This is a genomic window from Thioclava sp. F36-6 (assembly GCF_002020305.1).
Classification (GTDB): domain Bacteria; phylum Pseudomonadota; class Alphaproteobacteria; order Rhodobacterales; family Rhodobacteraceae; genus Thioclava; species Thioclava sediminum.
Genome location: NZ_MPZX01000001.1, coordinates 114155 through 127526, shown reverse-complemented (window position 1 = coordinate 127526; position 13372 = coordinate 114155). Strand labels below are relative to the sequence as shown.

The following is a 13372-nucleotide window of genomic DNA, read 5'->3' as shown; positions in this document are numbered from 1 at the left end:
CAAAGATATCTACCCGCCAGCCTGCTTCGCCTCCGACCCAACCATCTCGAGCGCGTCATCCGCCTTGCGCAGCCGGTCCCGCGCAGCCGCGTCCATCAGCGGGCTGAGCTTGGCGGGCTCCGCCAGAAGGCTTGCGACGAGCTTGTTCAGATCCTCACGCCCCGCCAGACGCGGGAAGACCTCGGCGACGCTGCGGGCGGTGGTCAGGTCGCCGGAGCGGTAGGCGGCCAGCAGCAATTCGACCGCGTCGGTCTCGGAGAAATCGTCCGGGGCCTTCTGCCACAACTCGCGATAGGACTGGGTCGCCGCCTTCCAATCGCCCTTCTTCCAGTGGAGCCGTGCCTGAAGCCGCAGATGATCGACCGAGTGCGAGGTGACCTTGGCCTGCAAGGCCGCGTCGGTCTTCCCGGCCTCGGCCAGAACGCGGGCCTGCAGCGCGTTGAACTGGTTCAGCTCCTGCGCATCGGCGGGACGCTCGGAAGCCTCCAACACCTTGGCGGCGCGGGCGAATTGCCCCCCGCGCGCAAGCGCCTCCGCCTCGCGCAGCGCCAGATAGGCCATGCGATCTTGCGACACCGCCTCGGGGGTATCCTTGCGCTGTGCGCTCAGAGCTTCCCGGATCTTGCGATATTCCGTGGCGGCCTGAGTCGTCGCGCCCAGCTCCAAAAGGCGATCCGCGAATTGCTCGGCATAGGTCTGAAAATCGGGGCGGACTTCGTAATAGGCCTCCAACCGCTGATGCCCCTCAGCAAAATCCGTGAGCGAAATCTTCCCCGCGGCGCCCTTCGCATAAAACTCCTTGAGCAGATTGTCGGCGACCTGCGCCGCCGCGCGCGCTTGCGGACGCTCGGGGAACCGGGTGAGGATCTCACCATAGGCAATCAGCGCATCCACATCGTGGCCGGACGTCTCGCCCAAATGCGCACGCTGTTCGAGCGCCTGCAGGTCGAACCTGTCGCCGCGCCACGCAAGGTTAGCCTCGGCGAGCATCGACAAACCTTGGTCGGGCGTCAGCGCTCCATGCTCGAGCCCCAAACTGACCAATGCGAGCCGCGCCCGCTGCGCGTAACGATCCTGCCCCTTCGCCGCTTCGCGATACGCGGCATAGGCCTTGTCGGGATGATGCGATTGCTCCGCCACTCGCCCAATAAGGAAGCTATAGACAGGCTGCGATTTAAGCTCGGGGTAGTTATCGAAATCCCGGCTCAGCCGCTGGGCCAGCGGCCATTTCCTGACCGCGATCGCGCCTTCCAGAAGCGCGGGCAGACAGGCCTCGACGAAAACGGGTGGATAGGCCGGAAGTCGCTCAGCCGCGCCCGCGAGATTGCCGTCAAGCTCCACCGCGTCGCCCTGCGTGATCGCGTTCAGCGCCGCCCAGAGGTGATAGTCCTGCCAGTTCGCCCAGTCGGCATTCGGCAGGAGCGTGCCAGTCGGAACGCCCTCCCCCTCCATGATGCTGAACCCTGCCGCAATCGCGCGCCAGCGCGCCTGCTCTGCCGGGATCAAACCGTCGGGCATTTCGTCGCCCAGCACCGAGCGCCCCTCGGGAAGCATGACATGGGCGAGATAGAATTCCGCAAGATCGAGCCGCGCAATGGCGCGCGAGGGTCCCGGCTCGGCTGTGGCGACGCCAGCGGCCAGCGCATCGCGATCCGCGAGGAACCCTGCCTGCGTGTATTGCGCGAAATCGAAAGGAGGGGGCGCGGGCAGCGTCTCCGCCGCGGCGCCGCCGCACAGAAGACAGAGCGCCAAAACGCCGCCCATGAAAGGGAAACCGCCTCGCAATTCCATCACCTCTTGCCCAAACGCACCAGAATTCCTTCGTGCCTTAAAGAATAGTATTGATTATTCCAAGATTAGCAAACATTATTGAATAGAAATTGGCAGCGATCCAAGCACAAAGCCACAAGATCCATTCTCGCGGACGGAAATTCATGGATAGCTCAAATTACGTCTCTCTATCCCTCGCCTCGACGCTGTGGCGCAGTCTCGACATTTCGGCCAACAACATGGCCAACGCCAACACGGCTGGCTTCAAGGCGGAGCGCTCGCTGACCGAGAGCTTTGAGTCGAAGGGCAATGCCGGGGCCGAGGACGATGTGAGCTACGTGCTCGACAAGGGTTCCTATCTCGACGACCGTCAGGGATCGCTAACCAAGACGTCCAATCCGCTCGATGTGGCGCTGAATGGCGATGGATGGTTCGCCTACCAGACGCCCGCGGGCCAGACAGCGTTTGGCCGCGACGGGCGGCTGGCCGTCGACCCGCAGGGCAATCTCGTGACGCTGACGGGCAACAAGGTTCTCGACCGGGGCGGCGCGCCGATCGCGATCCCGCCGGGCGAGGAGATCACCATTTCCCGCGACGGCACGATCTCGGGGCCCAATAGCGGCACCATCGGCACGCTGGGCATGTTCACCGTGCCCGACATCCAGAGCTTCAACCGTCTGGGCGGCGGCCTCTTTGCCGCGCCCGGAGGTACCGCCCCCGCCTTCACCCCGTCTGACACGACGCAGGTCGCGCAGGGCTTCGTCGAAGAGAGCAATGTTCAGCCGGTGGTCGAGATGACCCGGATGATGGACATCCAGCGCTCCTACGAGCGGGCGGTGAAGTTGATGGATGAACAGAACACCCTTCGTCAGGAAACACTGCGCAGGCTTGGCAAAGTCTGACCGGCGCGAAAAGGAGCTGAACCATGAGAGCACTTGGAATTGCCGCGACGGGGATGCTGGCCCAGCAGACCAATGTGGACGTGATCTCGAACAACATCGCGAACGCCAACACCACCGGCTACAAGAGCAGCCGCGCCGCGTTTCAGGATCTGGTCTACCAGTCGCTGCAACGCGAAGGCTCGCTGACCTCGGCCGACGGGACCGCGCGCCCTGTAGGCGTCGATATCGGCCTCGGCGTGCAAAGCGCGGGCGTGGTGCGGCTCAACACGCAAGGCGGTCTGGTGCAGACCGAAAATCAGCTCGATCTCGCGATCGACGGCGGCGGGTACTTCACCCTCAACATGCCCGATGGCAGTCAGGCCTACACCCGGGCCGGTACCTTCCAGCTGAGCCCGGAGGGCCAGATCGTGTCGATGGACGGCTACGAGGTCGCACCCGGGATCAACGTCCCGGCCAACACCACCAATGTCGAGATCAACCAGCAGGGCCTCGTGATGGCCTATGTCGGCAAAGACCCGACCCCGGTGCAGATCGGCCAGATTACGATGTCGACCTTCGTTAACGAAGCGGGGATGAAACCGCTGGGCAACAACCTTCTGCAGGCGACGACCGCCTCGGGCGAGCCGACCGAGGCGCTGCCGGGCGATCCGGGCGTCGGCATCCTGCGTCAGGGCTATCTCGAAAGCTCAAACGTCAACATCATCCAGCAGATCACCGACCTGATCTCGGCGCAGCGCGCATATGAGATGAACTCCAAGGCGATCGAGACGGCCGACCAGATGATGTCCACCTCGAACCAGATCAAGTGATGCCATGATCCCGAAATTCGCCTCTGCGACTGCCGTTCTCGCCACGCTCGTCACCGCGCTTCTCGCCGGTCCCGCGAGCGCGGAATCCGTGCGGGTACTCATCGCCGAGAAGGCGGAGCAGTCCTGGGGCCTCGAGATGCCGCCGAGCGGCCATTTCGAGATCACGCTGCAAGACAGCGATCCGGGCGACGCGGAGATGATCAGCGATTTCTGGATGGATCGCTCCACGGGGCAGTTTCTCGCGAATGCGGTCGAGGCGTCGGGCGACGTGCGGCGCCTCGCGGGGCTCGCGCTGCTGAACGTGCCCGTCCCGGTGCCGACGCAGCAGATCCTCCCCGGCGCCATCCTGTCGGGCGATGATTTCCAGATGGTCGACCTGCCCTATGGCCAAGTCGGCGCCTATGCCGTGACGCAGCTCGACCATCTGGCAGGGATGCAGGTGCGCCGGGTCCTGGCGCGCGGGCGTCCGGTGATGAGCCAGTCGATCACCGAGCCGGTCATCATCTCGCGCGGCGACCCGGTCTCGATCGAATATTCGAAAGGCCCGATGTCGCTGACCGCGCCCGGCAAGGCGATCTCCGACGCCCATGCGGATCAGTCGGTGCGCGTGGTCAATCTCGTGAGCAACAAGATTGTCGAAGGCATCGCCAAGCCCGACGGCAAAGTGGAGATTCAGAAGTGAGACATCCGTTCTACATCCTGCCGATGCTCGCGCTGGCCGCCTGCGGTCCCGGCACGGCCTTCGAGCGCGACCCGAAAGTGAGCGACATGGTCGTCGATGGAGACACGATCCCCGAGGTGAACCGGGTCAGTGTGCCGATGCCGCCGCTGGAGCCTACGCGCATTCCGCAACGGGCCGAGGCCGCGTCGCTCTGGCAGACAGGCTCCACCGGTTTCTTCGGCGATCAGCGCGCCGACAAGGTAGGCGATCTGCTGACGGTCGATATCGACATCAACGACGAGGCGCAGCTTCAGAACGCCTCCCAGCGCAGCCGCGACGGCAGCCAGAGCGTCGGCTTCCCGACCTTCCTCGGCTATGGCGGCAAGATCGCGAAGATCCTGCCCGGCGTCAGCGAGAAAGACCTGCCCACGGGCAGCAATATCGTCGATCTCAGCTCGCAATCGAGCGCCAGCGGCACCGGCTCGATCAAACGCAACGAGACGATCAGCCTCAAGGTCGCGGCCCTCGTGATCCGGAAACTACAAAACGGGAACTTCGTGATCGCCGGACGCCAGGAGGTGAAGGTCAATCACGAGCTGCGCGAGTTGCGCGTGGCCGGGATCATCCGTCCCGAGGACATCCGGATGGACAACACCATCCCCTACGAGAAGATCGCCGAGGCGCGCATCTCCTATGGCGGGCGCGGCCAGATCAGCAAGGTTCAACAGCCCCGCTACGGGGAAGACGCGCTCGACGTCGTCCTGCCCTACTGAGCGCGACCGATGCCGCGCTGGAGAACACTCGTGCTGCTCATCGTGGTGGTGCCGATCGTCGCGGCGGGCCTCGGCTATCTTGGCGGCAGCCAGATCGCACCGGGGCCCAAAGCGCCCGAAGCCCCGCCCGAGCCTGCCCGGCGCGACATCGCGCTGGGGGCGATCACGGTCCCGATCTTCCGGGCGCGCGCGGTCAGCTATCTGACGGTCGATGTGACGCTGGTTCTGAAGGGTAAAGAGCTTCCCGATGGTCCGGCACTGGTGCCGAAACTGCGCGACGAGACGCTCGATCTGCTGACCAAACTCGCGGATAATCGGATCTTAGACCCCGATACGGTCACGCCTGACGAGCTCGTCCCGCTGCTCGAGCGTGGCCTCAAGGACCGTGTGCCCGGTCTACAGGCGGCGAAGGTGAACAGCGCGGCGCCATTCAAGCAAGGATAGGAAAGCCCCCGCCGCGCACCGCGCCGGGGGATACTCGCGTCAGCCCGACACCGCAACGATGAGCGAGCTGGGCACTTCCTCGCCATTGCGCAGAACCAGCGACTGCCCCTGCGACGAGAACCGCACCTGCTCGACCTGCGTGCTGGGATAGGTGTCGTAGGAAACCGCATTGCCATCGACATCCTGCGCGTCGATCTCGACCCGGAACGTGTCATCGGGCACCGGCAGTCCCGCGGAATCGCGCCCGTCCCAGTTCAGCGCGATCTTCTCGCCCGAACGCCCGGGCAGGCCTGTGATCCGGCGCAGTTCGGTCCCGTCCTCCGTCTTGATGATCGCGGTCACCTTGTCGGCGGGTGCGGCAAGCTCGTAGCTGGTGCTGGCCTGACCGTCGCGCAGTTCGATCCGGTCGGAGGCGAGCGACACCGTCTTGCCCATCAGGGCCACATCCGCCATCCCGCCCATCGCGCTCAGCTTCGCGTCGATGGTCTTGAGGTTGGTATTGGTCTGCACCGATTGCTCGACCTGACTGAGCTGCGCCAGCTGCGAGACGAATTGCGTCGAGTCCATCGGCTTCAGCGGGTCCTGATTTTTGATCTGCGCCGTCAGAAGCTGCAGGAAGCTGTTGTAATCCGCCGAGAGCTTCGACTGCGCGGTGTTCGTCGCGGCATCGGTCGTGGCCGCGGTCGGCGTGGTGCTTGTCGGGGAGATGCTCATCTGTGGCTCCTCAGGTCCTGATATCCAGTTGTCCGTCGTCGATGGTGGGCTGCCAATCGGCGCCCAGCACGGGGACGTCTTCGTCAATGCTCGCGCTCTGGCCGGAGGGGCGTTCTTCTCCACCCTCGTCATGACCGCCGAACTGTTCGAAATCGAGCGCGCCGCTATCCATCTGCAGGCCCTGCCCCGCCAGGATCGCTGCGAGCGTCTCGCGATCCCCGCGTAAGGCGCTCAGCACCGCCGGGCTTTCGGCGCGAACGACCACGTTGACCTGACCGCGCTTATCGCGCTCCACGTCGATCTCGATATCGCCCAGCCCGCGCGGGGTCAGGGCCACGCGGGTGCGTCCCTCCTGCAGATCGGCGCGGCGGAGCTGCGTCGCGACAAAGGCCGCAAAGCGCGGCGAGGGCTGGGCCGTCTGCCCCGGTTGCGCCGCAGCCTCACTGCGGGCCGCGTGACTTGCGTCATGCTGCGTGAGCCTTGCCACGGCCGCATCGGGCAGCGCGCCAGCGCGGGCGGCCTCGGCGAATGGCTGCGCCGGTTTGGGATCGCCTTTGCTCGGCCCGGCGGGCAACAGTGCTGCCTGCGCCTCGGCCTTGCCGGTCTTCCCCGCGCCTTTCGCGGCCGCTTCCAGAACGGCGCGCACGCGCGGGTCCATGTCGTTCTGCGGGACCTCCGGCGCAAGTGGCGCGGGCACCGCCCCGGCCAGCCCCTGCGGAACGGATGTGATGATCTGCGACTGCGTCTGCGGTGCGTCAGGCTTCGGCTGCGCCGCCGGAGAGGAAAGGTCGCCCGCAGAGGGCGCGGGCATGAGCCCCGCTACCGATGGGGTCTGCGTGCCGCTCTTTTGCGGCAATGCAGCCGCAGGTGGCTTCGCTTGCAGACCGAGCGAGACCAGAAGGCTCGCAAAGACCTCGTCGATCGTGTCGCTTTGGTCGTGCGCATGATCCGAAGCGGGCTTTGCCTCCGTGCCGCCCGCTTGTAGATCCATAGCTTCGAGCGCTTGGGCGAGAGCTTCCTGCAATTTCGTGCCATGCGCGGCGTCGAACTCGGCAAGCACCGTCGCGAGAGACGTGCCCAGCTCTTTCAGCACCGCGCCGATCGGCTTTCCCTGCGCCAGTTCCGCCAGCGCACCATCCCGAACCTTCTGCAGCTTCCCAGCCAGTTCGGCCTGAAGCGCGGGATTCCCCGCAAGGACCGCCGCTGTCGCCCCCTTGGGCGAAGCGGCCGCCGCCGACGCCCTCGCCTTCGCGGCACTACCCGCATCCGGTTGCACGCCCTGCAAAAGCGATCCAAAGCCGGTCGCCTCCGATGACGGCTTCCGCCCGGCCTCTGCGCCAGAGGCCGTCGCCTTCAGCAATGTCGCAGCTATCGCATCCATCTCATCGTCCTCTTCACACCAAGCCCAAGCGCTTGCTCCGGCGCCCCGACGCCGCCTGCCACTCCATGAAGGGCGCGAACCAGTCGCGGTTCTTTTCGTAGCCAAGCTGCTCGAGCAGATCGAACAGCACCGGGAAGCGCGAGAATTGATCGCAGATGCGCGCCCGATGTTCTTCGTCGCGCCACTTCGCGCGGGCCTTCTCGACCGGGCGGATGCCGTTTAGCGGCCCTTTCAAATCCTCCGGGATCTCGGCCGCACCGAAATCGGAAAAACGCCCCTCGAATTGCAGATCGAGCGCATCGCGCAACTTCTCCTGAATCCTGTCGGGATCATCGGCAAGGTCTTCGTATTTCAGAAGGAAGACGCCTTGCGTGAAAATGCCGGATTTCAGCACGATCGCGATCGCCTCGTGGATCTGCAGCAGCCCCGGCATGACCGGCGCGGGCGCATCCGCGCCGCCGATGAAATACATCGCATCTGCCGAGATGAAGTAATCGTCCGGCACCGCCGAATGACGGCTCACGAGGATGTCGCGCGGATCGCGCAGAGGCACGATCAGATCGATCCGCTTGTTGCGGACATTGGCCCGCGCGATATTCGCGATCTGGAAGATATCCAGCGGCCGCTTGCTGACCCAGTCGCCCGGTTGCCCGATCGTGGACAGTGCGCTGGTCTCGCGCGGCGGGATCTCGAACCCTTTGAGGGTCTCACGCAGCATATTGTAGAACAGTGTCGTGCCCGCGCGCCCATGCCCTGCGATCATCAGATGACGTGCCATCCCAGCCCTCTCAGTTCAGCATCGCGGGGCTGAACCCGCGCTTTTCAAGGCATCGCTTCAACCGGATGAGCGCGCGCTTTTCGACCTGCCGGGCGCGCTCGCGGCTCATCCCGAGATCGCGGGCCAGATCGTCGAGCGATTCCGGCGGCGTCTGCAGCTTGCGCCGCAGCACCATCTCGCGATCCGGCGCATCCAGATCGTCCAACGCATCTTGCAGAACCTCATGCGCCGCGCGTGCGGCGGACGCGGCCAGAGTCTGTTCCTCGGGTGTGAGGTCCGGGCTGCGCATCATTTCCATCATCTCGGCATCGCTGTCGTCGAACGACTTGGCATCCAGCGCCACCAGTCCGGTCAGAAGCTGGCTCGCCTCGGGATTGTCGAGCCGCCCCATCCGCGCATCGAGATAGACCCGCGCCGGCACATCGATCACCGTCTTGATCCGCGCGAGCGCATTGAGGACGCAGGTCATCACCCACCAGTGCGAATAGGTGGAGAACCGCACATCCTGCGTCAGATCGAACCGTTCGGCGGCGCGCATCAAACCGATGATCCCTTCCGCCACGAGGTCTTCGAGCTCGACCGGATTGGTCGCCCAGCGACGCGCCTGCGCATAGGCCTGACGGACATGCGAGCGCAGGAGAATTTCGAGCGAGTCCCGATCTCCGTATTCCTGCCAGCGCGAGATGGCCTGCCGTTCTTCTTCAACATTCAGAAATGGCGCATCAAGTGCAGCACGGAAGCTCAATGCAAACATTACTCCGCCTCTATCCGCTCTATCTTTGAAGAACAGAAGACCACGGGGGCATGCTTGGAGAAAGCTTTACTTGATTAAAGGCAAGTTAATCGGAGGCCTTTCTGGTTAACCTCGGATTAATGCTGCGGGAGGCCGCGCCGCCTCTCGAGACGGCGCGGCATTCTCATGACTTTGTCAGACTGGCCCGGTCCGCCAACCGAGCGCAGAACGCATAGCGGCCGTTTTCCCCGGCCTTCGCGCTCACAGGTGACTGCCCGTCGCGGTCGCGCTGCGATCCCGTGCATCTTCGTGCAGCGAAAAGCCACCGCGTGCGGGCGACGCCATCGCCGGCAGCCGGAGGTCGATCGCACGGCCCCCAAAACCATGCTTCACCCCTGCGACTTGCGTCGGCTCGATCACCACGAGGCTTCCATAAGGCACCTCGATTCCAAGCTCTTCCGCAAGAATATCACCAAGCGAGATTCCCGGCAGAAGCTCTTCGGCTTCGGGCAGCACGAGCAAGCTTGCATCCTTGCGAGTCGAGCGCAGCAAAACACTGTGCGCAGGCAGAAGCGCAGCCGCCACCAAACTTCCCTGAGACCCTGCGCCCGATGACGTTTGCGTCACCGAACCTTCCCAAATCTGCGCTAACAAATCGTTATTTTTCATGGACATCCCTAATCCCCGAGTCCCCAAATTCCAGTAACGGCAGATTACCAGCGATTCACGATCCGGTAAGGTTAAGGATTGTTAAACCGTAAGGCGAGTAAGGATAAATTCTACGTGAAGGCGGCGAGCCCGTGACCGCCAAGTTATCCCCAGACCGACAACGGGCGAAGTGTTGGAAAGCCTATTTTTCTTAGGTTCAAACACTATCGGTTGTGGGCACCCCCTCAATCATCCACAGCTTGTCGATGGTGCGACCACAGATTGTGTGCTCACGATCAGTCGCCGAGATGTTAACAATTAATAGCTTGACAGCGACTACCGCTAAAACAGTCTCAGAGACTCAACAACTCAACCTGAAGTTGCAAGGCTGCGCGACTTCCCGACGGGAATCTCGTAGAACGAGTAACCAGCCGAACGCACTGTTTCCACGACATATCTCTCGCCGAACGCGTCACGCAGCTTCTTGCGAATCTTGGTGATGTGAACGTCGAATTTGCGATCACCATAGACCCACATGCAGTTGTCGATTCGTCGCGACAGCGCGTCCCGCGTGACGATTCGTCCGCCGCTCCGGATCAGCTCGATCATGATCTCCCCCTCCGTGGGGGTAAGCTGCACCGCCTCGACGGCATCAGGGCCGGTCAGGCGGTTTTCCTCGTCGATCTTGAGGCGAGCGACCCGCTTTTCTTCGCTCGGGAAGCTGATGGGCAGGCTGTTGCCCGCCCGAAGCCAGAGACGCGCGACCAATTCCCTCTGAGAATAAGGCTCTCGGATCACATCATCGGCGCCGGCCAGAATCATCTCGGCAGCAAGCTCTCCGTCCGGAGTGGAGTCGACGAAGAAGATCAGGCTCTCCTTCGTACTGACGCGCGCAGTTCGGATAAGATCCGCGGCACCCTCTGCGTCGGCAAGGCTGATCAGCAAGATACATGGGGTTCCATGCAGCAGAATATATTGCTCGGCCTCAATCGCAGTTGCGAAAGGCAAAGGCTCCCAGCCGCAGCATGCGCGAAAGAAGTCGGCCAACTGTCCTTGCTTAGCGCCTTCTTCCGCTACGATGATGACGTTCTGTCTCCGCATGGCGTCCGAGCCAAACAAAAGGCAACTCCCCGTATCCCTCAGCGCTTTCGGGGCGAAACTCAGGCCTCACGCCCATCCCCGTTGCACCGTCACTTCCGAATAACACCGAGCGTCAGATTGGATGGCAGAGCAAAAATCCGCCGAGCCTGACATCTTTGCATTTTCGAATTATTATCCCTGCGATATGCGATAATTCACGTGTTTTTGCCAGACAAGTCCAGCCTGTGCCTTGAAATAGGACGCATCGACGGACGTTCAGCGGAAAAATTGGATTTCTTTGACCTAACTTTAAGAATTTCTTCAATCTTTCCCCTAAGAACAAAACCATGTGAGAGTAGACATGACGCAACAATCCCCGGCTTGCGCCGGCGCGCCCGCGACTTCCCGCCCCCCAGCGGTGCCGATTTCGGAGAGTGTCTTTCCTGATCGGCTGATCTGCCTGGAGACCGGCCGCCCGATCAAGATGTTGAAGCGTCATCTTAAAAACCTGCTCGGAATGACCTTCGAGGAATATCGCGCCAAATGGGGCCTGCCGCCGGACTATCCCACGAGCGCCCCGGACTATCAGCTCGCCAAGCAGCGCTGGCGCACGTGCGACAAACTGCATTGATCACCGCCAGGACAGTCGAAGCACTCAACAGAACAATCCTGCGCAGAAAATATGTATTTGCAGGAAACCCAAGCACAGACACTCGCGTTTATTGACAGAAACGCATGTTGCACGTAACTTTCTCTACTAATCCGGGGATAGTGCAAAATTTAAGCATTGGAGAGACCACATGTCGAAGGATCGGCCCACGGATGCAGCTAACATTATCGCGACAGTGGCTGCCGCCTATGCCGCCCGCGCGGATGTAACGGCGGATCAAGTGGTCGACCTCGTGGCGAAGCTCTCCGCGCAGTTTGGCGAGGAGCTGGGCGAGGCAAGCGCCTCTCATGCAGCGGACACAGCCACGGCGAACGCCAGCCATGCACGGCCGCAACCCGCACTTCCTATTGAAGACGCGGTGACCGAGGATAAGGTCTTCTGCCTGTGCTGCGGGCGCGGCTTCAAGATGCTCAAGCGCCATCTCGGCTCGGAACATGGGCTGAGCGAAGACGAGTATCGCACTCTGTTTAATCTGCCCGCGGATATGCCGCTGGTCGCGCCCAGCTATTCGGCGCGCAAAGCGGCCTATGCCAAGAAAGTCGGCCTAGGCAAGCACAGCCGCGACGACCTCGAAGCTTCGCTTCACGACGCCTGAGCGCGAGCTGGCTAACACAACGCCCGTCGCTCGAAAACGGTTCCAGAGCCACCGTTGCGCGGCTTTGTTTCCAGATCATGAACGATTATCGCCCTCTTTTGGCCCATTTTTAATCCGACAACCCACACTCAGGGGCTGCACAAGACGTATGCCCTGAGAATACAGCTGGCTCCGGTCGGCGAGGTGGGAAAGGGCAATCCATGGCACGGTCGAACCAAGCGCCGATCATTGTGAAGCGGAGCGATGACGATCACGAATCCGAGCATCATGGCGGTGCGTGGAAAGTCGCCTACGCGGACTTCATGACCGCGATGATGGCCTTCTTCCTGCTGATGTGGATCCTGTCGGTGTCGGACGAGAACCAACTGACCGGGATCGCCGATTACTTCGCGCCGGCGAAAATCTCGATGCAGGCGCCCGGTGGCACCGGTCCGCTCGCTGGCGAGACGATCGGGCCGAAAGGCGTCTTGAACGCGTCGCGTGCCAATGATGCCATCCCCGCCAATCCCGGCGTCGGACAAGCGACCGATCCTTCGACCGAGATGGCCAACGCCTCCGGCAAATCCAAAGACACCACGCCCGACGCGACGACAGACAAGCTCGCAGCCGCGGCAATGGCAACGACTGAGGCCGGAGATGCGACCGACGCCAAGACCGCTGCGGTCACGCCGCATGCCGTCGATGACGCCCGCTTCGAGACGCTTCAGACCCGGATCACGCAAGCGATCCAACACGTCCCGGACCTCCGCCCGCTGCAGCAGAACGTGCTGTTCCGCCGCACGCCGGACGGGCTGAATATCGAGGTCGTGGATCAGGCTGGCAAAGCCATGTTCGCCTCGGGCAGCGCGAAGATCGACGGGCCGACGTCGAAGCTGATGGATCAGCTCGGGCGCGCCCTTTCCGATCTGCCCAATGACGTGCTGATCGCGGGCCACACCGACTCGGTCCCCTATCAGAAAGCGGGCGGCACCTATGGGAACTGGGAACTGTCCTCGGACCGCGCCAATGCGACGCGCCGGGCGCTCGTGACCGCCGGGGTCGCTCCGGAGCGTATCACCCGGGTCTCTGGCCTGTCGGACACCGATCCGCTGAAACCGGCAGAGCCCCGCGATCCCTCCAACCGCCGGATCACCGTGACCCTCGCCTATCTTCATCCGAAAACCGATGCGTCCGCGCCGACCGATACGGCGACGCCGCGGCTCGAGGCGAATGCGGAGCCCGCGGCCCCGCAACCGGCCCCGGCAGTCGAACACGCGGCCCCCGAAGCTGCAGCGCCCGCCGCGCCGAGCACGTCGGAACAGCCGCAGAAATACAGCTCCGTCGCGCTCGACGATCTGCGCAGCGCCCTGCAATAACCCCCATCATCAAAGAAAAACGCCGGCGCGAACTTAATCGCGCCGGCGTTTTTCTTTGT

The 13372-nt window shown here is 63.0% G+C and carries 15 protein-coding genes; 8 read left to right on the top strand and 7 right to left on the bottom strand.

Annotated features, from left to right (window positions below; genetic code table 11):
* Nucleotides 1–9 precede the first annotated feature (9 nt).
* Nucleotides 10–1764 carry a hypothetical protein gene (locus BMI88_RS00605; protein WP_146673443.1) on the bottom strand — a complete coding sequence of 585 codons (1755 nt, stop codon included), beginning with the start codon at nucleotides 1762–1764 and terminating at the stop codon, nucleotides 10–12.
* 170 nt (nucleotides 1765–1934) lie between these two features.
* Here BMI88_RS00605 and flgF point away from each other — a divergent pair, with 170 nt between their 5' ends.
* From flgF to BMI88_RS00580, 5 genes are read left to right on the top strand one after another with little or no spacing between them, the layout of a single operon-like run.
* A complete protein-coding gene (gene flgF, locus BMI88_RS00600) occupies nucleotides 1935–2672 on the top strand; it encodes a flagellar basal-body rod protein FlgF (RefSeq protein ID WP_078545140.1) in 738 nt (245 codons plus the stop codon).
* Nucleotides 2673–2695: 23 nt separating this feature from the next.
* Nucleotides 2696–3481 (top strand): flagellar basal-body rod protein FlgG, encoded by a 786-nt coding sequence (flgG, locus tag BMI88_RS00595; protein ID WP_078522000.1) that lies wholly within the window; start codon nucleotides 2696–2698, stop codon nucleotides 3479–3481.
* Between the two features lie 4 nt (nucleotides 3482–3485).
* Entirely contained in the window at nucleotides 3486–4163 is a 678-nt protein-coding gene (gene flgA, locus BMI88_RS00590) for a flagellar basal body P-ring formation chaperone FlgA (RefSeq protein WP_078545138.1), read from the top strand.
* Nucleotides 4160–4915 (top strand): flagellar basal body L-ring protein FlgH, encoded by a 756-nt coding sequence (gene flgH / locus BMI88_RS00585; RefSeq protein ID WP_332836458.1) that lies wholly within the window; start codon nucleotides 4160–4162, stop codon nucleotides 4913–4915. Before flgA ends, flgH begins: the two co-directional genes overlap by 4 nt.
* A 9-nt stretch (nucleotides 4916–4924) precedes the next feature.
* Nucleotides 4925–5359 (top strand): hypothetical protein, encoded by a 435-nt coding sequence (locus BMI88_RS00580; protein ID WP_146673442.1) that lies wholly within the window; start codon nucleotides 4925–4927, stop codon nucleotides 5357–5359.
* 39 nt (nucleotides 5360–5398) lie between these two features.
* On the opposite strand, the gene BMI88_RS00575 is transcribed toward BMI88_RS00580, so the two are convergent.
* The 6 genes from BMI88_RS00575 to BMI88_RS00550 all read right to left on the bottom strand — a co-directional run bounded on the left by BMI88_RS00575 (nucleotide 5399) and on the right by BMI88_RS00550 (nucleotide 10732).
* Complete coding sequence (locus tag BMI88_RS00575) at nucleotides 5399–6073, bottom strand: flagellar hook assembly protein FlgD (RefSeq protein WP_168173916.1); 675 nt, start codon at nucleotides 6071–6073, stop codon at nucleotides 5399–5401.
* A gap of 10 nt (nucleotides 6074–6083) precedes the next feature.
* Complete coding sequence (locus tag BMI88_RS00570; protein ID WP_078545132.1) at nucleotides 6084–7454, bottom strand: flagellar hook-length control protein FliK; 1371 nt, start codon at nucleotides 7452–7454, stop codon at nucleotides 6084–6086.
* 13 nt (nucleotides 7455–7467) lie between these two features.
* The gene (locus tag BMI88_RS00565; protein WP_078545130.1) at nucleotides 7468–8232 is read right to left on the bottom strand and encodes a hypothetical protein; all 765 of its coding nucleotides are present in this window, start codon (nucleotides 8230–8232) and stop codon (nucleotides 7468–7470) included.
* A gap of 10 nt (nucleotides 8233–8242) precedes the next feature.
* Entirely contained in the window at nucleotides 8243–8986 is a 744-nt protein-coding gene (locus BMI88_RS00560; RefSeq protein WP_078545128.1) for a sigma-70 family RNA polymerase sigma factor, read from the bottom strand.
* Nucleotides 8987–9226: 240 nt separating this feature from the next.
* On the bottom strand, nucleotides 9227–9634 hold the full coding sequence (locus tag BMI88_RS19400) for a hypothetical protein (protein ID WP_146673441.1): 408 nt from the start codon (nucleotides 9632–9634) through the stop codon (nucleotides 9227–9229).
* Nucleotides 9635–9982: 348 nt separating this feature from the next.
* The gene (locus BMI88_RS00550) at nucleotides 9983–10732 is read right to left on the bottom strand and encodes a winged helix-turn-helix domain-containing protein (protein WP_078545124.1); all 750 of its coding nucleotides are present in this window, start codon (nucleotides 10730–10732) and stop codon (nucleotides 9983–9985) included.
* A gap of 322 nt (nucleotides 10733–11054) precedes the next feature.
* Here BMI88_RS00550 and BMI88_RS00545 point away from each other — a divergent pair, with 322 nt between their 5' ends.
* From BMI88_RS00545 to BMI88_RS00535, 3 genes are all read left to right on the top strand, one after another.
* Nucleotides 11055–11324: a MucR family transcriptional regulator gene (locus BMI88_RS00545; protein ID WP_078545121.1), complete on the top strand. Its 270-nt coding sequence runs from the start codon at nucleotides 11055–11057 to the stop codon at nucleotides 11322–11324.
* Between the two features lie 169 nt (nucleotides 11325–11493).
* Nucleotides 11494–11958: a MucR family transcriptional regulator gene (locus tag BMI88_RS00540; protein ID WP_078545118.1), complete on the top strand. Its 465-nt coding sequence runs from the start codon at nucleotides 11494–11496 to the stop codon at nucleotides 11956–11958.
* A gap of 200 nt (nucleotides 11959–12158) precedes the next feature.
* Nucleotides 12159–13313, top strand: coding sequence for a flagellar motor protein MotB (locus BMI88_RS00535; RefSeq protein ID WP_078545116.1), 1155 nt, complete (start codon nucleotides 12159–12161; stop codon nucleotides 13311–13313).
* Nucleotides 13314–13372 lie beyond the last annotated feature (59 nt).

Bases quoted from the DNA above. Each gene is read 5' to 3' on its own strand.
- BMI88_RS00570 (WP_078545132.1), bottom strand. From the start codon at position 7,454: ATGGATGCGATAGCTGCGACATTGCTGAAGGCGACGGCCTCTGGCGCA.
- flgF (WP_078545140.1), top strand. From the start codon at position 1,935: ATGGATAGCTCAAATTACGTCTCTCTATCCCTCGCCTCGACGCTGTGG.
- BMI88_RS00565 (WP_078545130.1), bottom strand. From the start codon at position 8,232: ATGGCACGTCATCTGATGATCGCAGGGCATGGGCGCGCGGGCACGACA.
- BMI88_RS00605 (WP_146673443.1), bottom strand. From the start codon at position 1,764: ATGGGCGGCGTTTTGGCGCTCTGTCTTCTGTGCGGCGGCGCCGCGGCG.
- flgA (WP_078545138.1), top strand. From the start codon at position 3,486: ATGATCCCGAAATTCGCCTCTGCGACTGCCGTTCTCGCCACGCTCGTC.
- BMI88_RS00575 (WP_168173916.1), bottom strand. From the start codon at position 6,073: ATGAGCATCTCCCCGACAAGCACCACGCCGACCGCGGCCACGACCGAT.
- flgG (WP_078522000.1), top strand. From the start codon at position 2,696: ATGAGAGCACTTGGAATTGCCGCGACGGGGATGCTGGCCCAGCAGACC.
- BMI88_RS00580 (WP_146673442.1), top strand. From the start codon at position 4,925: ATGCCGCGCTGGAGAACACTCGTGCTGCTCATCGTGGTGGTGCCGATC.
- BMI88_RS00560 (WP_078545128.1), bottom strand. From the start codon at position 8,986: ATGTTTGCATTGAGCTTCCGTGCTGCACTTGATGCGCCATTTCTGAAT.
- BMI88_RS19400 (WP_146673441.1), bottom strand. From the start codon at position 9,634: ATGAAAAATAACGATTTGTTAGCGCAGATTTGGGAAGGTTCGGTGACG.
- BMI88_RS00540 (WP_078545118.1), top strand. From the start codon at position 11,494: ATGTCGAAGGATCGGCCCACGGATGCAGCTAACATTATCGCGACAGTG.
- BMI88_RS00545 (WP_078545121.1), top strand. From the start codon at position 11,055: ATGACGCAACAATCCCCGGCTTGCGCCGGCGCGCCCGCGACTTCCCGC.
- BMI88_RS00535 (WP_078545116.1), top strand. From the start codon at position 12,159: ATGGCACGGTCGAACCAAGCGCCGATCATTGTGAAGCGGAGCGATGAC.